This is a genomic window from Dechloromonas hortensis, assembly GCF_009469765.1.
In the GTDB taxonomy this organism is placed as follows: Bacteria; Pseudomonadota; Gammaproteobacteria; order Burkholderiales; family Rhodocyclaceae; genus Azonexus; species Azonexus hortensis.
On sequence record NZ_SSSQ01000004.1, the window covers coordinates 245266 to 269065 of the forward strand.

Annotated in this window: 23 protein-coding genes; 11 read left to right on the plus strand and 12 right to left on the minus strand. The window is 62.7% G+C overall.

What is annotated here, in order from left to right; all coding sequences use genetic code 11:
• Positions 1–28 precede the first annotated feature (28 nt).
• On the minus strand, positions 29–478 hold the full coding sequence (gene dut / locus GH663_RS09345; RefSeq protein WP_153131370.1) for a dUTP diphosphatase: 450 nt from the start codon (positions 476–478) through the stop codon (positions 29–31).
• On the minus strand, positions 478–1668 hold the full coding sequence (coaBC, locus tag GH663_RS09350) for a bifunctional phosphopantothenoylcysteine decarboxylase/phosphopantothenate--cysteine ligase CoaBC (protein ID WP_153131371.1): 1191 nt from the start codon (positions 1666–1668) through the stop codon (positions 478–480). The genes dut and coaBC overlap by 1 nt, the downstream gene beginning before the upstream one ends.
• 46 nt (positions 1669–1714) lie before the next feature.
• On the opposite strand from coaBC, the gene radC reads away from it, so the two are divergent.
• The 3 genes from radC to rpmG all read left to right on the plus strand — a co-directional run bounded on the left by radC (position 1715) and on the right by rpmG (position 2893).
• Complete coding sequence (gene radC / locus GH663_RS09355) at positions 1715–2395, plus strand: RadC family protein (protein WP_153131372.1); 681 nt, start codon at positions 1715–1717, stop codon at positions 2393–2395.
• A 76-nt stretch (positions 2396–2471) separates the two neighbouring features.
• On the plus strand, positions 2472–2705 hold the full coding sequence (gene rpmB / locus GH663_RS09360) for a 50S ribosomal protein L28 (protein ID WP_153131373.1): 234 nt from the start codon (positions 2472–2474) through the stop codon (positions 2703–2705).
• Between the two features lie 20 nt (positions 2706–2725).
• Positions 2726–2893, plus strand: coding sequence for a 50S ribosomal protein L33 (rpmG, locus tag GH663_RS09365; protein WP_066883653.1), 168 nt, complete (start codon positions 2726–2728; stop codon positions 2891–2893).
• A gap of 66 nt (positions 2894–2959) precedes the next feature.
• Here the strand turns inward: rpmG and GH663_RS09370 are convergent, their stop codons facing one another.
• Complete coding sequence (locus tag GH663_RS09370) at positions 2960–3451, minus strand: disulfide bond formation protein B (RefSeq protein ID WP_153131374.1); 492 nt, start codon at positions 3449–3451, stop codon at positions 2960–2962.
• Between the two features lie 240 nt (positions 3452–3691).
• On the opposite strand from GH663_RS09370, the gene GH663_RS09375 reads away from it, so the two are divergent.
• Positions 3692–4837 carry an ABC transporter substrate-binding protein gene (locus GH663_RS09375; protein WP_153131375.1) on the plus strand — a complete coding sequence of 382 codons (1146 nt, stop codon included), beginning with the start codon at positions 3692–3694 and terminating at the stop codon, positions 4835–4837.
• Positions 4838–4895: 58 nt separating this feature from the next.
• On the opposite strand, the gene cysS is transcribed toward GH663_RS09375, so the two are convergent.
• Entirely contained in the window at positions 4896–6266 is a 1371-nt protein-coding gene (gene cysS / locus GH663_RS09380; RefSeq protein WP_153131469.1) for a cysteine--tRNA ligase, read from the minus strand.
• Positions 6267–6372: 106 nt separating this feature from the next.
• Here cysS and GH663_RS09385 point away from each other — a divergent pair, with 106 nt between their 5' ends.
• The 7 genes from GH663_RS09385 to GH663_RS09415 are packed head-to-tail and all read left to right on the plus strand — an operon-like array spanning position 6373 to position 13074.
• Positions 6373–7494, plus strand: coding sequence for a L,D-transpeptidase Cds6 family protein (locus GH663_RS09385; protein WP_153131376.1), 1122 nt, complete (start codon positions 6373–6375; stop codon positions 7492–7494).
• Positions 7464–8822: a L,D-transpeptidase family protein gene (locus GH663_RS09390; RefSeq protein WP_246181543.1), complete on the plus strand. Its 1359-nt coding sequence runs from the start codon at positions 7464–7466 to the stop codon at positions 8820–8822. The genes GH663_RS09385 and GH663_RS09390 overlap by 31 nt, the downstream gene beginning before the upstream one ends.
• Entirely contained in the window at positions 8822–9394 is a 573-nt protein-coding gene (locus GH663_RS09395) for a peptidylprolyl isomerase (protein WP_153131377.1), read from the plus strand. The genes GH663_RS09390 and GH663_RS09395 overlap by 1 nt, the downstream gene beginning before the upstream one ends.
• Positions 9395–9404: 10 nt before the next feature.
• A complete protein-coding gene (locus GH663_RS09400) occupies positions 9405–9896 on the plus strand; it encodes a peptidylprolyl isomerase (protein WP_066883659.1) in 492 nt (163 codons plus the stop codon).
• Positions 9893–10630, plus strand: a complete 738-nt coding sequence (locus tag GH663_RS09405) for a UDP-2,3-diacylglucosamine diphosphatase (RefSeq protein ID WP_153131378.1) — start codon at positions 9893–9895, stop codon at positions 10628–10630. The genes GH663_RS09400 and GH663_RS09405 overlap by 4 nt, the downstream gene beginning before the upstream one ends.
• Before the next feature lie 4 nt (positions 10631–10634).
• On the plus strand, positions 10635–12461 hold the full coding sequence (gene recQ / locus GH663_RS09410; RefSeq protein ID WP_066883663.1) for a DNA helicase RecQ: 1827 nt from the start codon (positions 10635–10637) through the stop codon (positions 12459–12461).
• A 1-nt stretch (position 12462) separates the two neighbouring features.
• The gene (locus GH663_RS09415) at positions 12463–13074 is read left to right on the plus strand and encodes a DUF2238 domain-containing protein (protein WP_066883665.1); all 612 of its coding nucleotides are present in this window, start codon (positions 12463–12465) and stop codon (positions 13072–13074) included.
• A 92-nt stretch (positions 13075–13166) separates the two neighbouring features.
• Here GH663_RS09415 and GH663_RS09420 read toward each other — a convergent pair whose 3' ends face one another.
• From GH663_RS09420 to GH663_RS09455, 8 genes are all read right to left on the minus strand, one after another.
• Positions 13167–14240, minus strand: coding sequence for a tetratricopeptide repeat protein (locus tag GH663_RS09420; protein ID WP_066883667.1), 1074 nt, complete (start codon positions 14238–14240; stop codon positions 13167–13169).
• A 1-nt stretch (position 14241) separates the two neighbouring features.
• On the minus strand, positions 14242–15069 hold the full coding sequence (locus GH663_RS09425) for an ExeA family protein (protein ID WP_153131379.1): 828 nt from the start codon (positions 15067–15069) through the stop codon (positions 14242–14244).
• A gap of 24 nt (positions 15070–15093) precedes the next feature.
• Positions 15094–16827, minus strand: a complete 1734-nt coding sequence (gene mshL / locus GH663_RS09430) for a pilus (MSHA type) biogenesis protein MshL (RefSeq protein ID WP_153131380.1) — start codon at positions 16825–16827, stop codon at positions 15094–15096.
• Entirely contained in the window at positions 16824–17225 is a 402-nt protein-coding gene (locus GH663_RS09435) for a hypothetical protein (protein ID WP_153131381.1), read from the minus strand. The genes mshL and GH663_RS09435 overlap by 4 nt, the downstream gene beginning before the upstream one ends.
• Positions 17210–17902: a type II secretion system protein M gene (locus GH663_RS09440; RefSeq protein WP_153131382.1), complete on the minus strand. Its 693-nt coding sequence runs from the start codon at positions 17900–17902 to the stop codon at positions 17210–17212. Before GH663_RS09440 ends, GH663_RS09435 begins: the two co-directional genes overlap by 16 nt.
• Entirely contained in the window at positions 17899–18558 is a 660-nt protein-coding gene (locus GH663_RS09445; protein WP_153131383.1) for a PilN domain-containing protein, read from the minus strand. The genes GH663_RS09440 and GH663_RS09445 overlap by 4 nt, the downstream gene beginning before the upstream one ends.
• Positions 18555–19442, minus strand: a complete 888-nt coding sequence (locus GH663_RS09450; protein ID WP_153131384.1) for a type IV pilus biogenesis protein PilM — start codon at positions 19440–19442, stop codon at positions 18555–18557. The genes GH663_RS09445 and GH663_RS09450 overlap by 4 nt, the downstream gene beginning before the upstream one ends.
• A gap of 110 nt (positions 19443–19552) precedes the next feature.
• Complete coding sequence (locus tag GH663_RS09455) at positions 19553–23791, minus strand: L-type lectin family protein (RefSeq protein WP_153131385.1); 4239 nt, start codon at positions 23789–23791, stop codon at positions 19553–19555.
• Between the last annotated feature and the right edge of the window lie 9 nt (positions 23792–23800).

The window sequence follows — 23800 nt, forward strand, 5'->3', positions numbered from 1 at the left end:
TCTTTTCAGCAGCGCGAATCGCTCCGGCTCAGGCGTGCCCGGTACTCCCGAAGCCGCCTTCGCCACGCTTGCTGGCGTCGAACTCATCGACAATATTGAAGCCGACCTGCAGCACCGGCACGACCACCAACTGGGCAATGCGATCGAGCGGATTGAGCGTGAAACTGTCGTGCCCGCGGTTCCACACCGAGACCATCAGCTCGCCCTGATAATCGCTGTCGATCAAGCCGACCAGGTTGCCGAGCACGATGCCGTGCTTGTGACCAAGCCCCGAGCGCGGCAGGATCATCGCCGCCAAGCCGGGATCGGCCAGGTGAATCGCCATCCCGGTCGGGACCAGTGTCGTCTGCCCCGGCGCCACATGCAACGGCGCATCGAGACAGGCACGCAAATCCAGGCCGGCCGAACCGGGCGTGGCGTAGTGTGGCGGATTGTCGCGCAGGCGGTTGTCGAGGATTTTTACGTCGATACGGTGCATCAGTGTTTTCCTGTCAAATGAGCTATGTGTTCAACCAACTGCCGGGCCAGCACCGATTTTGGAGCCGGCTCCAGCGGGTGCGAACCGGCATCGTCAAATAAGACCAGTCGGTTATCGTCGCCGCCGAAACCATCCTGAATCAGGTTGCCGGCGATCAGCGGGATATTCTTCTTGCGCCGTTTAGTCTGCGCATATTCTTCAAGATTCCTGCTCTCGGCGGCAAAGCCGACACAGAACGGGCCATTCTTCAGAGCGGCCACTTCGGCCAGGATATCGGGATTCTCGACCAGCTCGATCGGCGGAATACCGCCAGTATCCTTCTTCAATTTGTGCTCGGCAGCATTGGCCACCCGATAATCGGCCACCGCCGCCACGGCAATAAAGACATCCGCGGCCGCTGCCTGCGCCATCACCGCCGCATGCATCTCGAGGGCGCTTCTGACATTGATGCGGTCAACCCCTTGCGGCGGGCAAAAACCAACCGGCCCGGAAACCAGCGTCACCTCGGCGCCGGCCTGCCGGGCCGCCCGCGCTACGGCATAACCCATCCGCCCAGAAGACAGATTGGTAATGCCGCGCACCGGATCGATCGCCTCGAAGGTCGGCCCGGCGGTAATCAGCACCTTGCGGCCAGCCAGCAGCTTGGGCGTGAAGAAGGCGATCACCTCTTCGAGAATCTCTTCCGGCTCCAGCATGCGGCCGGCGCCGACCTCGCCGCAGGCCTGCTCGCCGGAAGCCGGACCAAGAATATTGATGCCATCGGCCAGCAACTGATTCACGTTGCGCCGGGTGGCCGGGTTTTCCCACATCTGCCGGTTCATCGCCGGGGCCAGCAACAGCGGACAATCGCGGGCCAGCACCATGGTCGCCAACAGGTCGTCGGCCATGCCGTGCGCGATGCGAGCCATGAAATCGGCTGAAGCCGGGGCGACCAGGATCAGGTCGGCCTGCCGCGATAGATCGATATGCGCCATCGCATTCGGCATCCGCGCATCCCACTGGTCGGCAAATACCGGCTGGCCGGAGAGCGCCTGAAAAGTCGTCGCGGTCACGAAGTGGGTCGCCCCTTCGGTCATCGCCACTTGCACGTTGGCGCCCTGCTTGCCCAGCAAGCGAACCAGCTCAGCCGCCTTGTAGGCCGCGATACCGCCAGTCACGCCAAGAACGATGCGCTTTCCCTGTAATTCCATTGTCTTACCATTAGAATATGAGCCTGCCAATTCTACTGGAAATAGCATGGCGATCACCGACTGGCCCGAGGGCGAACGACCGCGCGAACGCCTGCTTTCCCATGGCGCCGAAGCGCTGTCCGACGCCGAGTTGCTCGCCATCTACCTGCGCGTCGGCGTGCGCGGCAAAAGCGCCGTCGATCTCGCCCGCGACCTACTGCAACGCTTCGACGGCCGCCTCGGCGTCCTGGCCGAAGCGACGCTGGAAGAACTGGCCAGTGTCTCCGGGATCGGCATGGCCAAGGCAGCCCAACTGAAAGCCAGCTTCGAACTGGCCCGCCGAGCACTCAGCCAGGAAATGGCCAGTCGCGACACCTTCGCCGCCCCCGGCCAGGTCCGCGACTGGCTGCGCCTGAAGCTCGGTGGCCGCCCGCACGAAGTATTCATGGCCCTGTGGCTCGATGCGCAAAATCGTCTACTAAGAGCAGAGGAATTGTTTACCGGTTCGCTGACCCAGACTTCGGTCTATCCGCGCGAAGTCGTCAAGGCGGCGCTGGCACATAATGCGGCAGCCGTCATCCTCGCCCACAACCACCCATCCGGTGTCGCCGAGCCTTCGCGTGCCGACGAAATGCTGACCCGGACGCTGAAAGAGGCCTTGGCCATGGTCGACGTCAAGCTGCTCGATCACTTCATCGTCGCCGGCACCCAGCCGCCTCTTTCTTTCGCCGAAAGAGGCTTGATTTAGAAAAAGCGCTTGATACTTCCGGTACTTATCCTTTAAAATCGCGGGCTTTCTTCTAGCAAATTCTGGAGCACCAATCATGGCGCGAGTCTGCCAAGTAACGGGTAAAGCCCCGATGGTTGGGAACAAGGTTTCCCACGCCAATAACAAAACGAAGCGCCGCTTCCTGCCGAATCTGCAGTATCGCCGCTTCTGGGTCGAAAGCGAAAACCGCTTCGTCCGTCTCCGCGTTTCCAACGCCGGCCTGCGCGTGATCGACAAGAACGGTATCGATACCGTCCTCGCCGACCTGCGTGCCCGCGGCGAAGTCTGATTTAAGGAAGGATAGATAAAATGGCTAAAGGCGGTCGCGAAAAAATCAAGCTGGAATCCACAGCTGGTACCGGTCACTTCTACACCACCTCCAAGAACAAGCGCACGACGCCTGAAAAGCTGGAGATGATGAAGTACGATCCGAAGGCCCGTAAGCACGTCGCTTACAAGGAAGTGAAGCTGAAGTAATTCAGCCTCCTCCAGCTTTCGACAAACCCGCCTTTCGGCGGGTTTTGTTTTTTGCGCAGCGGAAAATCAGAATTTCCGCCGGAAGAGAAAAACGGCATAACCGACAATGCCGACAAAGACCAGCAAGGACCAGTTGGCCATCGACAGCCCGAACATTTCCCAATCGCGGCTAGTGCAAAAACCAGTAGCCAGGAACATCGAGGGAAATTGCATACCCAGCCAATCAACCAGGCTTTCGATCAGGTTCGGATCGGTATAGCTGCACTCGCTGGCCAATTCGGGAAAGGCCTGCATCCAGGTCTGATAACCGGCGACGCCGACCCCCAGGACCGCCAGCAACCCGACCAGGCCAGCCCACAACTGGCGCAGCTTCGGTAGCAACGCGCCGATTAGCGCCAAGCAGCCAATCACGATGTAGAGCAGGCGCTGAAAAATACAGAGCGGACAGGGCGCCAGATTCAGCATCGCCTGCAAGGCCATCCCCACGCCAACCAAACCAAAGCAACCGAGGGCCAGCGTCAAGAACCACGCCCTGAGCGGTACATTTGCAAAGACCATGAACAATATCCATTGAAAACGCGACCAGGGGCTGGAACGCCGTGTCGCACCAGGCGAATTCTACGACACGACAAGGTTCACACCCCTTAAAAGCAGTTCGCGCAGCCAGGACACTCGCCAAAAATCGACAGCCCCAATTGCGAATCACCCTTTATCACCAAAGCAAGCCCTTGCCGCGCTCCCCACGCCGACTGGCGACTGTTAGAATCTTCGGAATAGTCAAACTGGGGAGACAAAAGAATGCGAGTCATCAAGCGACTGGCCTGCCTTGGCGCCATTGCGTTTTCTACACTCGGCTGGGCTGCTGACCCCGGCATCACCGACACCAGCATCACGCTCGGCATGTCCGCCCCGCTCTCCGGCCCGAACGGCGCCTATGGACAGGACATGCGGCAAACCATCCAGACCTATTTCGAGCAGGTCAACAAATCCGGCGGCATCAATGGCCGCAAGCTGGAACTGGTCGCCCTCGACGATGGCTACGAAACAGAAAAGACGCTGAGCAACACCAAAACCCTGCTCAACGAGAAACACGCTTTTGCACTGCTCGCCTACTACGGCTCAAGCCCGACCACCGAGGCGATGAATACCGTTTTCGGACCGGCCAAGGTGCCGCTGGTCGGCACCATTTCCGGCGCCACCAGCCTGCGCGAACCAATAGCCAGCAACCCGAACTCGCGCTACATGTTCAATGTACGCGCCAGTTACGCCGACGAAACCGAAGCCATCGTCAATCAGATGGTCTCGCTCGGCCTGAAAAGCGTCGCCGTGCTCTACCAAAATGACGGTTTCGGCAAATCGGGACTAGACGGCGTCACCGCCGCCCTCAAGAAACACGGCCTGACACCCTCCGCCGTCGGCACTGTCGAACGCAACTCGGTGGATATCAGCAAAGCCCTCGAGCCGATCAGCAAAGCCAATCCGCAAGCGGTCATCATGGTGACGCTGTACAAGCCGACCGCCGCTTTCGTCAAGGCGATGAAAAAATCCGGCCAGAACCCGATGTTCATGACCCTGTCCCCGGTCGGCACCGAACAACTGATTCAGGAACTTGGCGCCGACGCCCGCGGCATCGGCATTTCACAGGTCGTCCCCTACCCGTGGAACGACATCATCCCGGTCGTCCGCGAATACCAGCGCCTGATCAACAAACCCGGCGCCTACTCCTACTACGGCATGGAAGCCTATTTGATGGCGCGCACCATGGTCGAAGGTCTGCGCCGCGCCGGCAAGGATCTCAGCCGCGAAAAGCTGCAAAGCGCCCTGGAAAGCCTGAACAACGTCGACTTCGGCGGCTATCGCATCAATTACGGCAACAATGGCCGTCTGGGTTCGCGCTATGTCGAACTGACCGTCGTCGGCCCGGGCGGCAAGATATTGAAGTAAGGCCTGCGGTAAACATAATAAAAACGGCCCTTTTCAGGGCCGTTTTTATTTGCCGATCTCAGGCTCGGCGCCAGGTCGTGCCTTGCGCACTGTCATCGAGCGCAATGCCGGCCGCCTTCAACTCGTCGCGAATGCGGTCGGCCTCGGCAAAATTCCGGCCTTGCTTGGCCGCCGCACGATCCGCGATCATTTGCTCGATCGCCGCCTCGTCGAGACTGCCCGCCGCAACGTCACCGCGCAGATAAACCATCGGCTCGCGCTCAAGCAGGCCAATGACGCCGCCCAAAGCCTTCAGCAAACCGGCCAGTGCCGCACTGCGCTGCCGATTAACCTCGCCGGCCAGCTCGAAGAGCACCGAAATCGCGCCGTGCGAGTCGAAGTCCTCGTTCAGCGCCGCGGCAAAGCGGGCGGCAAAATCGGAATTCCAGTCAATTTCCACGTCAACCGGCGGCACATCGCGCAGCGCGAAATACAGGCTATCCAGACTGCGCTTGGCATCATCGAGATGCGCATCGGAGTAGTTCAGCGGGCTGCGGTAGTGGGCACGCAGAATAAAGAAGCGGATCACTTCGGCATCGTAGCGTTCCAACACCTCGCGAATGGTGAAGAAGTTGCCCAGAGACTTCGACATCTTCTCGTTATCGACACGAACGAAGCCGTTGTGCATCCAGTAGTTCACATAGGAACACTGGTGTGCACCTTCCGACTGGGCGATTTCATTTTCATGGTGCGGGAACTGCAGATCCTGGCCGCCGCCATGGATGTCGAAATGCTTGCCGAGAATACTCGAACTCATCGCCGAACATTCGATATGCCAGCCCGGACGACCTTCGCCCCAGGGCGACTCCCAGGCCGGCTCGCCCGGCTTGGCGTGCTTCCAGAGCACGAAGTCGAGCGGGTCCTGCTTGGCCGAATCGACCTCGACCCGTTCCCCGGCCCGCAGATCGTCGAGCGACTTGCCGGAAAGCTTGCCGTAGCCCTCGAACTTGCGCACCGCATAATTCACATCGCCATCGACCGCCTGATAGGCCAGGCCGTTGGATTGCAACTTGCTGATCAGATCGAGCATCTGCGGCACATACTCGGTGGCGCGCGGTTCGTGATCGGGACGCAGCACACCGAGCGCATCGGCATCTTCATGCATGAAGGCGATGAAACGATTGGTCAGCTGCTGGATGGTCTCGCCATTTTCAATGGCCCGCCGGATGATCTTGTCGTCGATGTCGGTGATATTGCGAACATAGGTCACGTCGTAACCGGCAGCCTTCAGCCAGCGGTACACCATGTCGAAAACGACCATCACGCGCGCATGCCCGAGGTGGCAATAGTCGTAAACCGTCATCCCGCAGACATACATGCGGACCTTGTTCGGTTCGATGGGCGTGAACGGCTGTTTTTCCCGTTGCAGGGAGTTGTAGATTTTTAGCATGGCGGAAGGCATTCCCGGCGCCGCCAGCGCAGAGCAAAACTATGGGAAGGGCGGCGTTTTTGGTAGAATCGAAAGATTGTAAAACACCGAAAATTATAGCATAGCGATGACCTCAACTTCCCTGCTCCAGCCCCGTTTCAAACAGCTGAAAACGCTGCGTGCACTGGCAATTGGCCTGGCCATCGGCTTTGCCGTCCCGGCCTTTGCCGACAACTTGCCGGAAGTTCAGCGCCTAATCAAACAAGGTCAGTACCCGCAAGCCATGGAAAAGGTGGACGCTTATTTGAGCAGCAAGCCCAAGGATGCCCAAGGCCGCTTCCTCAAAGGTCTGATTTACACCGAAATGAACAAGCCGGCCGAGGCCATCGCCGTCTTCACCAAGCTGACTGAAGACTATCCGGAACTACCGGAACCCTATAACAACCTGGCTGTGCTCTACGCCCAGCAAAAGCAGTACGACAAGGCCCGTACAGCGCTTGAAATGGCGATCCGGACCCATCCGTCCTACGCCATCGCCTACGAGAACCTCGGCGACATCTACGCCAAGCTGGCCAGCCAGGCCTACGACAAGGCCCTGCAGCTCGACAACGCCAATGCGGCAACGCAGAACAAGCTGGCGCTGATTCGCGACCTGATCACCACCTCAGGCAAGGGCAACGTCAAACCCAGCGCTGCCCCCAGTTCCACCGGACTGGCAGTCCCGGCACCGACCGCCGCAGCGCCGGCAGCTGCCGTCAAGCCGGCCGCCGCGCCGAGCGCCAGCGTCGTCACCAGCACCCAGGGCGCCGCCTCGACCACCCCGGCCAAGCTGGTTGAAGCCAAACCGACCCCGGCCGCCGCACCGACCCCGCCGACCCCGCCGGCCCCGGTCGCCAACAAAGCCGACGCCGCCAGCGAAGATGTGGCCAAGGCGATCGCCGCCTGGGCCAACGCCTGGTCGCGCAAGGACGTCAAGGGCTATCTGGCGGCCTACGCCAACGATTTCAACACGCCCAAGGGCATGCCCCGCAAAGCCTGGGAGGCTGAGCGCGAAGACCGCATCGCCGGCAAGCCGGGCAAGATTTCGGTCACGTTCGATGAGCCGAAGATTTCGGTCAGCGGCGACAAGGCCACCGCCAAGTTCCGCCAGCACTATCAGGCGCCCGGCCTTTCCAGCTCGACGACCAAGACCCTGGTTTTCGTCCGCTCGGGTAACAAGTGGCTGATCAAGGAAGAAAATTCCCGTTGATGCAGGGTCGCAAGTTAATCCTTCTCGGATTGGCGGCTTGTCTGGCCGGCAGCGCGCTGGCCAAGCAGGCAAAAACGCAAACGCCGGTCAGCAAGACCGCGTCGAAAGCCAGCAAGAAGACAGGCAGCTCGGCTTCGCTCGCCAGGCTCGCCGCTCCGGCGGTCCTGGCCACGGTAGCCAGCGCTGCGCCCGCCAAGCGTCTGCCGGTGATCGTTTCGGACTCCGGCCCGGAAGCCCAACTGGCCAAGATTTTCAAGGAAATCGAAGGCAACCGGCTGGGCAATGCCCTGCAACTGACCGAGTCGCTGCTGCAGCAACACCCGAACTATCGGCTGGCCCACCTGATCCGCGGTGACCTGCTGCTCGCCCGGACCCAACCGATCCAGACTTTCGGCGCACTGAATGGTGCTCCTGCCGACAAGGTGGCCGACCTGCGGGCCGAAGCCGTCGTTCGCTTGAAGGGCTATCGCGAAAAGCCGGAAGCCAATTTCGTGCCGCGCTACCTGCTGCAGATGCAGTCCGACCAGCGCTACGCCATTGTCGTCGACACCAAGCGCTCGCGCCTCTACCTCTACGAGAACGATGTCGCCAATGGTGGGCGGCCCCGCTTCGTAGCCGATTACTACATCACGCAGGGCAAGCTGGGCGCCGAAAAGCTGGTCGAAGGCGACAAGAAGACACCGGTCGGCGTCTATCACGTCACCGCCAACCTGCCCAAGCAGAAGCTGGCCGACCTTTACGGCAGCGGCGCCTTCCCGATCAATTACCCGAACGAGTGGGACAAGCAGCAAGGCCGCAAGGGCAGCGGCATCTGGCTGCACGGTACGCCGTCCGATACCTTCGCGCGGCCGCCGCGCGCCTCCGACGGCTGCGTCGTGCTGACCAACCAGGATCTCGATGCCGTCGCCAAGAACCTGCAGGTCGGCCTGACCCCGGTCATCATCAGCAACTCGGTCGAATGGCTGTCGCTCGATGACTGGGCCAAGGAACGCAACGATCTGAACAAGACGATCGATGCCTGGCGGGCCGATTGGGAAAGCCGCGACACCGATCGCTACCTGCGCCATTACTCGAAGCGCTTCAAGTCAGCCGAGCAGAACTTCGACCAGTTCGCCGCCCAGAAAAAACAGGTTAATGCCGGCAAGGAATGGATCAAGGTCAAGCTCGACAACCTGTCCGTCTTCCGCAACCCCGGCAAGGAAGAAGTCGTCGTCGTCACCTTCGACCAGGACTACCGCAGCAACAATCTGAACAACCAGATGAAGAAGCGGCAGTACTGGCTGCGGGAAGACGGCAAGTGGAAAATAATCTACGAAGGAAGTGCCTGATGCTGAAAAAAATCTCCGTGCTGGCCGCTGGCCTGCTCGCCTCGGTCGCCGTCTGGGCGGCCCCGACGGTCGAAATGACGACCAACCTGGGCAAGTTCACCCTTGAGTTGTTCCCGGACAAAGCCCCGAAGACGGTCGAGTTTTTCCTCTACAACGCCAAGCATGGCTTCTACGAGGCGACCATCTTTCATCGCGTGATTGACGGCTTCATGATCCAGGGCGGCGGCTTCACCAAGGCCATGGAAGAGAAGAAGACGCTGACCCCGGCCATCCAGAACGAATCGACCAACGGCCTGGCCAACGAGCGCGGCACGGTCGCCATGGCCCGCACGCAGGACCCGCATTCGGCCCGTGTCCAGTTCTTCATCAACCTGAAGGACAACAGCTTCCTCAACCACCGCACCTCGGCCGACCCGCGCGGCTGGGGCTATACCGTATTCGGCAAGGTGGTCCAGGGCATGGACGTCGTCGACAAGATTGCCAAGGTGCCGACCGGCAGCGCTGGCTATTACGAAAACGTTCCGACGACCCCGGTTGTCATCCAGAACGTCAAAATCATCTCCGAGAAATAAGGATTACCCAATGATCAAGCTCACCACCAACCACGGTGTCATCACCCTCAACCTGGACGCCGAAAAGGCCCCGAAGACGGTTGCCAACTTCATCTCCTACGTCGAAGCCGGCCACTACAACAACACCATCTTCCACCGCGTCATCAAGAACTTCATGATCCAGGGCGGCGGCATGGAGCCGGGCATGAACCAGAAGGAATGCCAGGCTCCGATCGAGAACGAGGCCGCCAACGGCCTGAAGAACAAGCGCGGCACCATCGCCATGGCCCGCACCAATGACCCGCACTCGGCCACTGCCCAATTCTTCATCAACACCGTCGACAACGACTTCCTCGACTTCAAGGCACCGAGCGGCCAAGGCTGGGGTTACTGCGTGTTCGGCGAAGTCGTCGAAGGCATGGACGTCGTCGACAAGATCCGTGCCGTCAAGACCGGCAACAAGGGCTTCCACCAGGACGTGCCGGCCGAAGATGTGATCATCGAAAAAGCTGAAATCGTTTGATCCTCTTCATTTCCGATCTGCACCTGTCGCCCCGGTCGCCCGGGGCGACTTGTTTGTTCCGCCAGTTTCTCGCCGGGCGCGCCCGCCAGGCGACGGAGTTGTACATCCTCGGCGACCTGTTCGAAGCCTGGGTCGGCGATGACGACATCGATGACCCCTACCATGCCGAACTGGTTGCCGCGCTCCGCGCCGCCAGTGAGAGCGGACTGCAGATCAGCCTGCTGCATGGCAACCGCGACTTCCTGCTCGGCGCCGGCTTTGCTGCCGCTACCGGTGTCCGGCTGATCGGTGACCCTTACATCCTGTCCACGCCGGAATGGCAGTTCGTGCTCTCGCACGGCGATGCGCTGTGCCTGGACGACACTGCCTACATGGCGTTCCGCGCCCAGGTGCGCAATCCGGAATGGCAGGCAGCGCTGCTCGCCAAGCCGCTCGCCGAGCGCCGGGCGATCGCCGCCCACATGCGCGAAGTCAGCGAAACCAGCCAGCGCGGCAAGGACAACCCCTATACCGACCTCGACCCGACCGCTACCGACGATTTCCTGCGCCAGCACGGCTACGCCACCTTCATCCACGGCCACACCCACCAGCCGGCCAAACACGACCACATCGTCGATGGCATTCACGTCGAACGCTGGGTGCTGGCCGACTGGCACGAAGCACGTGGCGAATGCCTGGTCTGGGACGGCGAAGCGCTGAGCCGCGAAGCCGTGCTGCCTGAAAATCGGTCTTAAAACAGTGTCGACCGCAGCACAACCCGCCAGCCGCGCGCTGACCATCCTGCGCGACGTTTTCGGCTACCCCGCCTTCCGCGGCGCCCAGGCCGAGATCATCGACCACGTCGGCAACGGTGGCGACGCGCTGGTGCTGATGCCGACCGGCGGCGGCAAAAGCCTCTGCTACCAGATCCCCGCCCTGCTCCGCCCGGGCTGCGCCGTCGTCGTTTCGCCGCTCATTGCGCTGATGCAGGACCAGGTCGATGCCCTGACCCAGCTCGGCGTCAAGGCCGCCTGCCTCAATTCGACACTCGACTGGCGCGAGGCGCAGGCCATCGAACAGCAGATGTTCAGCGGCGGCATCGACCTCGTCTATATCGCCCCCGAGCGCCTGCTGCTCGACCGCACGCTGTCGATGATCGACGCCCTGTACGAGGCCGGCAAGCTGGCCCTGTTCGCGATCGACGAAGCGCATTGCGTCTCGCAATGGGGCCACGACTTCCGCCCTGAATACCTGCAGCTGTCGACGCTGCACGAGCGCTACCCGGACGTGCCGCGCATCGCGCTGACCGCCACCGCCGACACCGCGACGCAGAACGAAATGCTGGCCCGCCTCGGCCTAACCGAAGCCCGCGTGTTCCTGTCCAGCTTCGACCGGCCGAACATCCGCTATACCGTCGTCGAGAAGGACAACGCCAAGAAACAGCTGCTCGGCTTCCTGGCAGGCCGCCGCGGCCAGGCCGGCATCGTTTATTGCCTGTCGCGCAAGAAGGTCGAGGAAACCGCCGAATGGCTGTCGACCCAAGCCTATCCGGCGCTGCCTTACCACGCCGGCCTGCCCGCCCCGGAACGCGCCGCCAACCAGCGCCGCTTCCTGCGCGAGGAAGGCCTGATCATGTGCGCCACCATCGCCTTCGGCATGGGCATCGACAAGCCGGACGTGCGCTTCGTCGCCCACCTCGACCTGCCGAAGAGCATCGAGGCCTACTACCAGGAAACCGGCCGGGCCGGCCGCGACGGCGAACCGGCCGAAGCCTGGATGACCTACGGCATGCAGGACGTCGCGCTGCAACATGCGCGCATCGCCGAATCGGGCGCCGGCGAAGGCCAGAAAATCCTCGAATCGCAACGCTTGACCGCGCTGCTCGCCTACTGCGAAGCACCGCGCTGCCGCCGCCAGGTGCTGCTCAACTATTTCAGCGAAAGCCGCGAGCCTTGCGGCAACTGCGACGTCTGCCAGGAACCACCGGAACTGTGGGATGGCACGCTGGCCGCCCAGAAGGCGCTGTCGGCCATTTTCCGCACCGGCATGCGCTTCGGTGTCACCCACCTGACCGATATTCTGCGCGGCAAGGCGACCGACAAGGTCAAACAGTGGAATCACGACCAGCTACCGACTTTCGGCGTCGGCGGCGATCTCGACGATCATGGCTGGAAGAGCGTTTTCCGCCAGCTCGCCGCCGCCGGCCTGGTCCATGTCGACATGGCCGAGCACGGCGCGCTGCAACTGACCGATGCCGCGCGCAAGGTGCTGAAGGGGGAGCAGAAGGTGGAACTGCGCCGCCCGGTCAAGCGCAAGTCGGCACCGTCCAAAAGCAGCAACACCGTGGTCAGCGACCTGGCGCCGGCCGACGAAGCGCTCTTCCAGTTGCTGCGCCGCTGGCGGGCCGATACGGCCAAGGAACAGGGTGTCCCGGCTTACGTCATCCTGCACGACAAGACGCTGCGCGAACTGGCCGAAGTCCGCCCGGTCAGCCACGGCCTGCTGGCCAGCATCACCGGCATGGGTACCGCCAAGATCGAGCACTATGGCGAGGAACTGCTGCAGCTGATCCGCAACGAGGCCTGAAATGGACGCGCGCCAGTTGCTCAATGGCAGCCTGCTGACCGGCGTTGTCATCGCCCTCGTCATTTCCGGTATCGCCCCCTTCGAACGCCTGACCTGGCTGATGGAAGTGGCACCGGTCCTGATCGCGCTGCCCGTGCTGATCGCCACCCGCCAGCGCTATCCGCTGACGACGCTGCTCTACGTGCTGATCGCCGCCCATGCGCTGCTACTGATCGGCGGCGGCGCCTATTCCTATGCCCGCGTCCCGCTCGGCTTCTGGCTGCAGGATCTGCTCGGCACGATGCGCAATCCGTATGACAAGATCGGCCACTTCATGCAAGGCTTCGTGCCGGCCATGGTCGCCCGCGAAATCCTGCTGCGCGGCGGCCATGTCTGCGGCCGCCGGATGAGCGCCTTCCTGTGCCTCTGCGTCGCGCTGGCGATCAGCGCCAGCTACGAGCTGATCGAATGGGTGGCCGCCCTGTCGCTCGGCCAGGGGGCCGATGAATTCCTCGGCACTCAGGGCGATGTCTGGGATACCCAATCCGACATGTTCATGGCCCTGCTCGGAGCAAGCAGCGCGCTGCTCATGCTCAGCGGCTGGCACGACCGCCAGTTGGCAAAACTGCGCTAAGCACGGGCATTCCGGCGGTCGACCGGTCAAAACAGGCAAAATTCACCAGACAGTAAGCGCCCGCTCACTCGCGGCGGGCGGGCAAAGCCGATTCAGCGCAAATGCTGCTCGGCCACCGCCGTCAGTTCGCTCGACAAGGTCGCGCTGGCCAACGCCCGGCGCAACGCCTCCTTGCCCTCGCCGGGGCGACCGTCGGCTTCCAGCGCCAGGCCCAGACCAAGCCACCAACGCCCCTCCTGCGGAGCCAGCCGCGTCGCCCGCTGGTAATGGGCGGCTGCCTGGCGATGCGCATTCTGGCGCGATTTCAGATGGCCCTGGAAGCCGGCGTAATCGGCATAATTTTCGGCATAGGCCTGCGAGCGGGCCAGGGTCCGGTCGGCTGCGGCGAGATCGCCCTGCTCCAGTTGCAGGCGGGCCAGCGACATCGCCCAGCCGGTTTGCGCCGGCTGCAGTTCCAGACCGTCCTGCAGGACGACGATGGCCTCCTCCACTTTGCGGCTGTCGAGCAACTGGCGGAGCAGTGCCTGGCGCACCTGGACGTAGCCGGGGTCGTGCTTCAGGGCGGCCTTCAGAGCCTCCAGCGCTTCGCCGCTGCGGCCGGCGGCCTGGGCCTGCTCGGCCCGCCGGTATTCGGCATCGGCCCGGTCGCGTGGTGTCGCCAGTACCGGGCTTTTCTCGATCTTGACCGGGCCGCTCGGCTGCGCCGGCGCCGGCTTGATGGCCTCCGCCTCGACCTTGGCCGGAACGGCTGCCGGCAACGGGTCGTGCACCGCCAGCACCGGTGGCACCGGGCTCGGCAAGGCCGCCAGATCCTGGGCCAGGCGCAGGTTGTCGGAAATCAGGGCAGGCTGGACGTCGACCGCCGGATCGACCGCTGGAACGGGTGCTACCGGGCTGACCACCGGCGCTGGCGGCGCCGGCACGACCACCGCGACGACCGGCTCGGCTGGCAGGCCGGGCAGCGGCAGCAGTTCGCCTTTGGCGTGCAGCACGGCGGCAGCAACACCCAGCGTCGGCAAGCCGAGCAGCAGGAAAAGTTTGAAGAGGCCACCCCGGCGGGCCTGGGCGGCCGGCAGCGAACGGATCTCGCGCTGCAGGTTCTGCTTGGCCAGATCGTCCGGGCGCTTGGCCTCGAGATTGCGCAGCATGTCGTTGATCAGGCTCATCTCACCACCAGCCGGGCGCCCCGGCCCCTTCGGTATCGGCTGCCGCCTGCCGGACATGGCTGGCGCGCACGCTGTGCCGCCCTTCGCCAAAGACCGCGAGCAGCGACTTGTGGGCCAGGATGTTGAGCAGACGCGGCGTGCCGCGACTGGCGCGCTGCAGGCAGCGCACGGCGCGCGCTCCGAACACCCCTTCGCCACGGTAGCCAGCGACCCGCAGGCGATGCGCCAGGTAGTTATCCACTTCCTGGCGATCCAGCCCGGACAGTCGGTAATGGAAGGCGATCCGCTGCAGCAACTGGCGTACCGAGGGCTCGGCCAGCTTGCGGTCGAGTTCGGGCTGGCCGAACAGGATGATCTGCAACAGCTTGCGCTTCTCGGTTTCCAGATTGGAGAGCAGGCGCAGCGACTCCAGGGTTTCGAGCGGCATCGCTTGCGCCTCGTCGATGCAGACGACAACCTGGGTGCCGGCCGCCGCATGCGCCATCAGCGCGCGGTTGACGCTCTGCAGCAGGTGATATTCGTCGCAGTCGATGCTGACGGCGAGCCCCAGTTCCTCGGCCAGCGCCAGCAGCAGGGTGCGCGGCGCCAGATAGGGATTGGGCAGGTAAGCCGAAATGCTGCCGGCCGGCAGCGCCTGCAACAGCCGGCGACAGAGCAGCGTCTTGCCGGTGCCGACTTCGCCGGTGATTTTGATGAAGCCCTCGCCGCTATTGAGCGCCACCAGCAGCGTGTTCAAGGCTTCTTGGTGGCTGCGGGTAATCACCGTAAAACTGGTGTCCGGCGTGATGCCGAACGGCAGTTCGCTCAAGCCGAAATGGTCAAGGTACACGGCAAACGACCTGCAGCGACGGGTTTATTGCCATTCGAGCCGGCGGCGCTGGCTCGGGTCCAGCCCCTGCATGCGATCCTGAACTTCGCCGGCGGCCTCGCGCCAAGAATTTTCGCCCTTGATGACGGTCGACCGCATCAGGATGACCAATTCGCGCTTGCGGCTGGCGCCAGCCTTCTGGCCGAACAGCAGCCCTACCCCCGGCACATTGCTGATCCCCGGCAGGCCGAAGCGGCTGGTCGTCTGCTCCTGGCTCATCAGGCCGCCGATGGCGACGATGCTGCCATCCTGGACGCGGACGATGGAGTCGGTTTCGTTGATGCTGCTCGAAGCGAGCGGCAAGGTAAAAGTGCCGAGGTCGCCGAGATTGACGTTCTTGGTCTTTTCCTCGACGACACTGACCGAAGGATGGACGTGCAGGATGATGTTGCCCTCGTCATCGATCTGCGGCGTCACGTCGAGCGCGATGCCGGAGAAGAACGGTTGCAGCGTGATGTTCGGTGTCACGACGTTGCCGCTGGCGCTGGCGGTCGTCGTGGTACTGACACCGGTGACGAAATAGTCGTCGGTACCGACCTTGAGCACGGCCTTCTGGTTGTTGGTGGTCGCGATGCGCGGGCTGGACAGCACCTGAACATCGCCCTGCCCTTCGAGGAAGGAAAGCAAGGCGGCGAAATCCTTGGACTGGAAGGACAGCCCGAAGAAGCCGCGACCGGCTGATGAGGTCGCTATTGAACCATTCAGGCCGGGCGTGGCCGTGACCACCGAGCCAGCAGTAATGCCGGTGGCCGAACCGCTGAGCACGCCGGAACCGGACAGCGCCGCCCCCGGCGCCAGCACGCCGAGCGCGAAACGGTCGGCGACGCCGGCAAACTGCGTCCAGTTGATACCGGTCTGGTAGGAGTCGCTGAGCGCCACTTCGATGATCTTGGCCTCCAGCATGACCTGGCGCTCGACGACCAGTTGCGTCGCCTTCAGGTAATCGTCGACGGCGCGCAATTCGTTCGGCATGGCCTTGACCAGCACGACGCCGGAAGCAGCATTGACGATCACGTTGCGCCCCTCCTGGGTGCCGACGATCATGTTCAGCGCATTGCCGAGATCCTTCCAGAAGTCGAAATCTGAAGTGGTCTGGACGCGCGAACTATCCGGTGTCCGCTGCTGCCCGGTGCTGCCGGGCACCCCGGTGCTACCGGGCGTCTGCTGACCGGTACTCGAAGTGGTGCCGGTGGTCGGGGCCGCCGCCGTCGGCGAACTGCCGGTGACACGCATGTCGCTGACCCCCTGGCGCCGGTTGGCCAGGTAATTGATCTTGAAAATACGGGTCTGGATGGTGTTGGACAAGACCGTGATGCGCTTGCCCTGCACCCGATAATCGTAACCATAGACATCGCGCAGCGTATCGAGCGCCTCACGCACCGTCGCGTTCTTCAGATTCAGGCTGACCGTGCCGCCGACATCCGGGGAAAAGAGCATGCTGTAGGGCGTACCGGAAACCAGCGCGGTGAGCACCTGGGTGACCGGCGCATTATTGACCGCCAGATTGAAGCGCGGCTCGGGCTTGGCGACTGGTTGTGCCTCCTGCAACAGCGGCGGCAGCATGGCCTGGCCGACGGCATCGGCCGGCACCCGCCGGGCGTTCTTGGACGCCTCAAGCTCCTGGCCGATGCGATCAAACGTATCGGCACGGCGTACCGGCTCGCCGGTGCAAGCGGCCAACAGCAAGCCCGACAAAGCGACAATCACAATCCTGCTCATGGCAAATCCTTCCCCTGCCTGCTTTTCTTCGCTGAAGCAGCAGGCAACACAATCATTTGTTTCTTTACATCGGGCGTCAGATAGAGGCGAGTCAGCCCCTCCGGCCCCTGCAGCACGGCTTCGTGCTCGCTCAAGCGGATCAGGCGGGCCTCGCCCAGCCGCCCACCAAGCGGAACAGTCGTCCCGCCGATGATGGCAACCGGCTTGCCGCGTTGCGGCCACAAGACCGACTGCAGACGCAAACCACCTTCATCGGCGACCGCTCCCGCATCCGGGCCGCCCTGCAGCCAGCCGGCCGGCGGCCGGGTCGGATCGCCTTCGGCGAGCGCCGGCAGCGACGCCAACGCGCCCAGTAATAGGGTCAGGCAACGCAGACGGGCGTTCATAAGGCGAGCCATGCCCGCTCCGGACTCAAGGTATAAACCATCAGGCTCATTTCAGCCCGCGGATACTCGCGGACCTTGTAGCGCAGTTGCCCCCACAGCAAGCCTTTTTGCAGCTGTTCCAACTGGCCGAGATAGGCCTGCAAATCGGCGTAATTGCCTTCGAGACGAATCTCGACACCATGCCGGTAGAGGTCATATTGCTTGTCGACGGCCGGGGCGCTTGTGCCCTTGGCGGGTACCTTACCCTCATCGGCCAGCACACTGCTCGGCGCCAGCGTCTTCAGGCTGATCAGGCGCAGACCGGCGTGCCGGGCGAGCAGGCGCTCAAGCAAACCATTCATCTGCTCCGGCCGGACCAGCGTCGACGCATAGTGCAGCAAATCGTCGTCGAGTTTTTTTTGCTCGGCCTGCAGCGTCGCCAGCGCAGCCTTGTTGGCCGCATCCGGATCGGTCTGCATTTTCTGCTGCAAGGTCGCCAGTTGCGCCTGCATTTCGGCCAGCGAGGCCGACTGGCTGGCGATACTGCGTTGCAGGCTGCCGGCCTTGGCCAGTTGCGGGTCGATCATCAGGGCATTGCCGATCAATAGCGGCCCGAGGACCAGTGCCGCCGCGACCAGCCCGCGCTCACGCCTACTGAGCGCGACATAGCGGGCATTCAGGCGCTGCCAGTGTGGGCGTAAAGCCTTCATGGAGTTTTCTCCGGCGGCGGCGCCGATTCGGTGCGCAGCGCAAACTCGGTATAGCGCTTGCCGACCGGCTTGGCCGCGACCGTCCGGTTGGCCTCAGGCTTCTCGGCCACCGGATCGACACCCTTCATTTCCAGTGCGGCAAAACGTCGACCGGCGAAGGCCGGATCGGCGTTCAGCCGGGAGATATAGACCGGCAACAAGGCCGGATCGAGCAGGCGGCCCTGGATTTCGACGCCATCCGGGCTTAGTCCGAAAGCGACCAGCCAGACACCATCGAGCGTCTGGCGCGAAAAGCCCTGCAAGATATTGAGGAAGCCACCGCCCTGGTTCTTGTCGCGGCGCCCGATGAAGTCGAGCACCTCCTGGCGCTGCGCGACGCCGCTCTTGGCGAGGTCGAGTTCGGGCAGCAAGGCTGCATTCGGTTTGCGATTGATCAGGACCTGCCCGAGCACCTGGACCTGCTGCTGCAGATTCAGCAACTGGCCATTGAGCGTCGCCTCCTCGGCCTTCAACTGGGCAACCCGCATCGACTGGCTCTGGGCCACGACCAGCAGCAGCACAAGGGCGACCAAGGCGGCACCGGCGACGACCGGCAGGGCCAACCAGTCAAAACGCGGCCGCAACTCCGGCAGCAACAGATTGATCTGCTGGCTCATGCGGCTGGCCTCAAGGCAGCGCCAATCGCCAGCAGGCCCTGCGCCTGCCGTTCAAGCTGGCGCAACTCCGGCAGGCTGTCGAAATCGACGACCTGCGCCAGATCCATGGCCTGCACCGGCACGTAGAGGTTATCTGCAAGCCCGGCCACCAGACCGGCACTGTCGTACTCGGTGGCAACCATCAGGCGCGACACCGAAATGAAGCTGTATTGCCGGTCGAAGGTATCCAGTGTGCGCTGCAGCTCAAGGGCCAGCCGCTCGAGCATCTGCTGCCGGCGCTCCGGATCTTCCGAGGCCAGTGCTTCCGGCGACATTTCGATGCGCCGCGATAGACACAGTTCGCCCTGGTAGGTGATGGTCAGCAGACTGGCGCCCTTGCTCAGGGCCAGGAAAGCCAGGCCGCGATTGCTTTCCTCGAACAAGGCCGCGACATTGCGTAGCGCCAGTTCCGGAATGTCGATCGCCTCCAGACGCAGCTTGGCTTGATCGAAGGCGGCCATGCGCTGGCCAACCACGTCTTGCGCTGCCGCCACGGCAAAGATGCCGCCAGGCCGGCCCGGCTGGCTGGGAAAATCGACAACACCCAAAGCCGCCGACTCGACGGGGAAATCGACCATGTCCTTGAGGCGCCAGCGCAAGGCCTGCAAACGCTCCTCATCGGGGACATTCAGGGCATCGAGTTGGGCCAGTTGATACTCGCCCTCGACGAGCAGCGTGGTGCAGCGAAAACGCTTCAATTGCTTGCCCTGGGCCAGACGGCTCAGCGCATCGAGCTCGTCGCGTTCCAGCTTGAACGACTCCAATGCCTTGATTTTCGGGCGCTGGCCGGCAGTCGAAATGACATGGGCAATATCCAGCCGCTCGTCGCGCCGGACCACTGCCATCCACCCATCCTCAAATTTAGCCCCTAACTTCGGCCACATTGCTACAGCACCTCAAGTTTTTTGGGAAGGATATCCAGTAACACATTATTTTTCAATGACTTTTCAGCAGGTCAGTAGCTTTCACGTAAATAGATGACCGGCGAACGTGGACCGCAGGCGCCGAAACAGGCGCGGGCATTTCCCGTCGGCGGTAGCCAGGCGGCAGCGCCAAGTTTGCTGCCGATTACATCGACATAACCGAAGTTGCCGCTCCCCGGCCCCTGCGTACTGCTGCCGGGGCTGCGCAGAACCAGGCGCGCATCGCCACTCAACAGGTTGACGCTATTGGCGGTAGAGCCGCCCATCTGGGCAATGACCTCGCCCGGCGCCAGCGCATTGCGGGCAGTGTCGGGCGGTGCATAGAAGACCAGCCCGCCATTGCCGGCATCCTGCCGGGTCGGTTGGGTCAGTGCCGTACAACTGTCATTGCCGTTCTTCAGCCAGCCAGCAGCCGTCCAGTACTGCGCCTGCACCGGCACCGCCAGCGGCAGCATCTCGGAGCCGTAGGCGCTGTTCAACCAGAGGCGGCCATAAGTGACGGCAGTCGTACCGATCTTGCGGGCGGTGCAGGTCGTGCACGTGCCGCTGCTTGCTGCGTCCATATCAGGCAGGTTGAGCTTGGCGCCGGCATCGCTATCGGTCATCGAGACACCGAGATCGAGCAGCCAGAACGGACCACCGGCGCTGTTCCGGTTGGCCGCACAGCTCGCAGTCGTCAGGTCGACCGGCGCTGCCGGCCGCGAAAAGGTAGCCGCCGCGCTGTCCGGTACATTGTTGGCATCGCCGTCGTTAAGCGCATAGACGCCGGCCACCCATTGCGCCGAAGCCAGCCCGCTGATCCGGCTGGCCAGATCGCAACCCTGATGTGCCACTGCCTGGTCTTCGGCCGCCAGGGTCGGGTTGCTCACCGGGTAGCCCAGCGTCTGCGAGTAGTTGCGCGTTACCGTACCACTGCCATTTTCCGCCTGCAGGCGATAGGCGACACCCAGCGCCGGCTGGCCCATGTAGGTGAAGGGCGTTGCGGCTGCACAGAACGGCTTGATGCCGCCGCCGAGATAGCTGAAATGATCCGGCACGAAGCGACCGAACAGCACCGAGTTCGGGGTTGAGGCACCGCTATCGAGCAGCCCGAACAGGCAGCCGTATTTGCCATCCGCATCCTTGCTGTTGCTGTAGCTCCCGGCGACGCAGTCATTCTTGGTCGCCACGCTATCCACCGTCACCCAGTCGTCGTCGTAGATGCCACGAGGCGATGTCGCATCGCTGGCCGGGTCGTAACCGAGCAAGCGGAAATTGCCGACCTCGCCGTACTTGAAGCTACCCGTCGCCACCGAAGTCGAAGCGCCGGGCGTCGCATTGGCAAAAACGGTTGGGGTTAGCGTACCGACCACCCAGCCGGCACCGTTGGCACTCATCGCCGCCGTATTCACTTTCGGGGCACCGCTGTAGCCACCGGCATTGGCGGTCGCCGTCAGGGTAAAGCTGTCGGTGTCGGCCTTGAACTTCGGTGCCCCGGTGAGTGCGCTATTGCTGGCCGAAGAGGTCACGCTGCTGAACAACGTCGGCCGCACGGCAAAGCTGTCGATCGAGCAGGCCGTCGTCGTGCCGTCGCTCATCACCGCCACCAGGTTGGCGTAGGCCGAGTTCAGGGTGAAATTTGCCGTGGTCTTGATGCCTTTGTCAGTCGAGGTATAAGCCAGCGTCTGGCTGCCGCCACTGACTGCCGCCTTGCCATTGCAGGCAGCACTGGCACAGGCCGTGGCACGCGTCAAATCGGTACCGCACATGCCATCACTGTTGTCGACCAGTTTGAGGCTGACATTCTTGGTACCGCCGGCGGCATAGGTGGTCTGGATCTGGCTATTGGCCAGTGCGGCCACCTTGAGCTTGAAAGCCGTACCGACCAGCTTGGTGTAAATATGGCCGGTCAGGAAGCTCTGCACCGCCGAACTGTAAGCCTCGTCGATGGCGCTGAACCCCCCGGCGGTGCCGCCGTCGGGCGGCACGTAATACTGGGCGCAGATGCGGACCTGGCCAAGTTCGTGGATATTGGTCGAGCCACCGGTCGAACCGGTGAAGGAAAGCTGCCAGTTGGCCGGCACCGCCGCCTGCGTGTAGCCGGTCGACACGGCATAGGCATTGAAGGACGGCACCACGGAACTGTAGCTGTTGCCGGTACCGCCGGTATCGCGATTGACCGCGACCCAGGTCTGACCCAGGGCGGAATTCCGGGCATCGACGATGATCTGATAGAAGTGCCCGTAAGCCGGCGACGTCGAACCCGCATTATCCACCCCGGGCGACAGGCTGCCCGTTGTGCCGCCAAGATAGGGATAGCCGGTCTGTCCTGACCCCGAGCCACGCACGGCCACGCCATCGACGATGAAACCACGGCCAAGCACCCGCCCTTCGGTGGGATTGGAGAAGTTGCCGAATTCGTCGATACCGACCCCGATCCACCCCCCGGCAAAACCGGCAGTTCCGGTCTTTTGCGCGTAGCCGAGCGAGCCACCGTAGGCCCCGGGAACTGGCGCCACCGAATAATCCGACAGCGCGACCGCGATGCCGTCCGCACCACTGCCGTTATAGGCGTAATGCTTGAACTCCACCGAGATGTAATTGCCGGCTGCCGGAAAAAAACCCGGCGCAGTCGCCGCCTTGGCGTTGTTGCCGGTGCGCTCGGTCAGGCGCAGGAAACCGGTCGAGCTGTTGATATAGGGCACGACCCCGGTGGTGTCGCTGGTCGAGACGATCCAGTTGCCGGTGCTGAAGATTGGCGAAGGATTCAGCGCGCTACGACCAAAGCTGTCGCATTGGCAGTTCAAGATCAGCCCCGCCGGCGTATTGGCCGGCTGCGGGCAACTTGAAGCGGTCCCCGCCTCGCCGATGGCGAAAGCGCCGAATGCCGTCACGCCGCTCACCTGCCGACTGTTGCTGGCCGATGCCGACGGAGTCAGCGTGCTCCAGCTGCCAGCGGCCTTTTCGGCAACCACAAAGTTGCTCGCGGTCGCAGTGCCGTCGACATCATTGACCGTGCAATCTGCGGTAGCGCTCGTAGCGCAATATTGCAGCAGGGCGTCATAGGTATAGAAGGTCGAGCCACTGCCGGCGGCCAGCGTCCAGTGGCGATTAACGCTCTTCGAGGCATTGATCCCTGAGCTACCGGCGATAGTATCGGGATGGTCGCCGCCGGTCGTGTTGGCGGTCACCGTGCCGCCCAGCGGCGCCGAATGCCAGGGATAGGTAAACGTGACGGGGGCGTAGTTGCTGCTGTCGCCAACATCGAAAACGCAACTCGCGTTATAGGCCGGCATCGTCAGCTGCAGATTGCCGTTGATCCAGCTACCGGCCGTTCGCGAGACCATGCTGCCGCTGCAATTCTTCGGAATCACGACAGCGTAGCTGCTGGTGGTCAGCTTGCCGCTGCTCAGGGTCAGCGTTCCCCAACTGGTATCGCCAACCGTCAGGTTGCCGCCCAAGATCAGACCGCTGCTGTTGTTGAGCGTTACCGAACGGATGGTAGCCGCCGCAGAAATATTCTGTGCGGTGCTCCCGTTGAAGGTCCAGACACCGCTGCCGAGCGCCGACAAGTTGCCGCCGATGGTCAGATCACCGGCCAGGGCGACCGAAATCGAGTTGCTTTGCGCATTGAAGGTGGCGCCGGCATCGATGGTCAGGCTGCCGAGAATGGTCAGCAAGCTTCCGCTATTAACTGTTTTCGTCCCGCCGGACACCCGAAGATTCGGCATTTTCAGGCCATCGACCGGAATGCTCTGCGCTCCACCGTTGAAATAAACCGTGGCCAAGCGATTGGGCGAACCGCCGTTGTTGAAAGCGCTGACATTACGCAACGGACTGGCAGCATTCAAGGCAATTACCATCGGCGACGCGCTGTCCAGAGTCAGTGTCTGCCAGTTCGTATCGAGATGGGAAAGGGTGACCGAACCACTGCCGCTCCAGGTTGATCCCCCCTGCAGGATCAGACTGCTGGCCGCCCCGCTGATGTCGCCGTTATTGACCAGATTGCCGGACAGGGTGATGACCCGGTTACTACCATCGTCGGTGATCGAGCCACCGGCATTGATGGTCAGCGCCGCCAGATTATTGGTATTGCCATCGAGAACGAGGTCATCCGCAGCGCGTACGGTCGCAGTATCCCCGGCTTGCGGCGGGCCGTTGCGATTACCCGAGCCGCAATTCCAGGTATTGGCTGCCGTCCAGTTGCCATCGGTACGGCTGATACAGGTTGCCGCATTGACTGCTGCGGTCGACAGCCCCAAAAGGCAAAAAACCAAAAGACGGCGCATCATCTTCCCTTG

Coding starts and splice junctions, on each gene's coding strand:
- dut (WP_153131370.1), bottom strand. CDS start 478: ATGCACCGTATCGACGTAAAAATCCTCGACAACCGCCTGCGCGACAAT.
- coaBC (WP_153131371.1), bottom strand. CDS start 1,668: ATGGAATTACAGGGAAAGCGCATCGTTCTTGGCGTGACTGGCGGTATC.
- radC (WP_153131372.1), top strand. CDS start 1,715: ATGGCGATCACCGACTGGCCCGAGGGCGAACGACCGCGCGAACGCCTG.
- rpmB (WP_153131373.1), top strand. CDS start 2,472: ATGGCGCGAGTCTGCCAAGTAACGGGTAAAGCCCCGATGGTTGGGAAC.
- rpmG (WP_066883653.1), top strand. CDS start 2,726: ATGGCTAAAGGCGGTCGCGAAAAAATCAAGCTGGAATCCACAGCTGGT.
- GH663_RS09370 (WP_153131374.1), bottom strand. CDS start 3,451: ATGGTCTTTGCAAATGTACCGCTCAGGGCGTGGTTCTTGACGCTGGCC.
- GH663_RS09375 (WP_153131375.1), top strand. CDS start 3,692: ATGCGAGTCATCAAGCGACTGGCCTGCCTTGGCGCCATTGCGTTTTCT.
- cysS (WP_153131469.1), bottom strand. CDS start 6,266: ATGCTAAAAATCTACAACTCCCTGCAACGGGAAAAACAGCCGTTCACG.
- GH663_RS09385 (WP_153131376.1), top strand. CDS start 6,373: ATGACCTCAACTTCCCTGCTCCAGCCCCGTTTCAAACAGCTGAAAACG.
- GH663_RS09395 (WP_153131377.1), top strand. CDS start 8,822: ATGCTGAAAAAAATCTCCGTGCTGGCCGCTGGCCTGCTCGCCTCGGTC.
- GH663_RS09400 (WP_066883659.1), top strand. CDS start 9,405: ATGATCAAGCTCACCACCAACCACGGTGTCATCACCCTCAACCTGGAC.
- GH663_RS09415 (WP_066883665.1), top strand. CDS start 12,463: ATGGACGCGCGCCAGTTGCTCAATGGCAGCCTGCTGACCGGCGTTGTC.
- GH663_RS09420 (WP_066883667.1), bottom strand. CDS start 14,240: ATGAGCCTGATCAACGACATGCTGCGCAATCTCGAGGCCAAGCGCCCG.
- mshL (WP_153131380.1), bottom strand. CDS start 16,827: ATGAGCAGGATTGTGATTGTCGCTTTGTCGGGCTTGCTGTTGGCCGCT.
- GH663_RS09435 (WP_153131381.1), bottom strand. CDS start 17,225: ATGGCTCGCCTTATGAACGCCCGTCTGCGTTGCCTGACCCTATTACTG.
- GH663_RS09440 (WP_153131382.1), bottom strand. CDS start 17,902: ATGAAGGCTTTACGCCCACACTGGCAGCGCCTGAATGCCCGCTATGTC.
- GH663_RS09445 (WP_153131383.1), bottom strand. CDS start 18,558: ATGAGCCAGCAGATCAATCTGTTGCTGCCGGAGTTGCGGCCGCGTTTT.
- GH663_RS09450 (WP_153131384.1), bottom strand. CDS start 19,442: ATGGCAGTGGTCCGGCGCGACGAGCGGCTGGATATTGCCCATGTCATT.
- GH663_RS09455 (WP_153131385.1), bottom strand. CDS start 23,791: ATGATGCGCCGTCTTTTGGTTTTTTGCCTTTTGGGGCTGTCGACCGCA.